The following is a 580-nucleotide window of genomic DNA, read 5'->3' on the forward strand; positions in this document are numbered from 1 at the left end:
GCTGCAGCAGAAGGGAGTGCCCGAGCGAATTCACGAGGTGAGGGGGGAGCCAGCCAGTTGGCCTAGTTTTGATGCTGTGGTGTGCACAGCTGAGGACTTGCAGCGGCTGGGGCGGCCTGTGAGGGCTAACTTTGCTTTTGTCTTGGCAGAGGACCACCAACTTCTTTTGGCCAATGCCAGTAAGTTAATGGAAGCAGTGTTGACTGGCTTTGACTTTGGCAAACTCAGGTTTTCGGTAAAGCTCTACCCAGACACCGTTTTTTACGAGAGGACGTATCTTAACTTTCCTGTGTTTCTGTCTAGTCAGGTGCAGACGGTTATCGACATCGGAGCTGGGGTAGGCCTTGGTAGCGTTTGTTTTCGGGGTTTCTGCCCTGAGGCGGCCATTCATTGTTTTGAGGTGGATCCCTTGGCCTTGCACCTGCTGCAGCAGAATGCTCTTGGCCTGGGCAACTGCTTTGTGCATCCAGTGGGGCTGGCGGGGCAGAATAGCTGCAGAACTTGTCGGCTCTGGCCGGAGGATCCTCAAGCGAAGTGGGGAGTGGAGCAGCCGCTCCCTTTCCGGGAAGCCAGGGCAGCC

At 56.0% G+C, this 580-nt stretch carries 1 pseudogene; it reads left to right on the forward strand.

What is annotated here, in order from left to right:
• Positions 1–16: 16 nt before the first annotated feature.
• A pseudogene (locus NW818_RS13480) lies at positions 17–580 on the forward strand (glycosyl transferase family 1); the annotation flags it as partial.

Source organism: Synechococcus sp. R6-5, from assembly GCF_047461775.1.
In the GTDB taxonomy this organism is placed as follows: domain Bacteria; phylum Cyanobacteriota; class Cyanobacteriia; order Thermostichales; family Thermostichaceae; genus Thermostichus.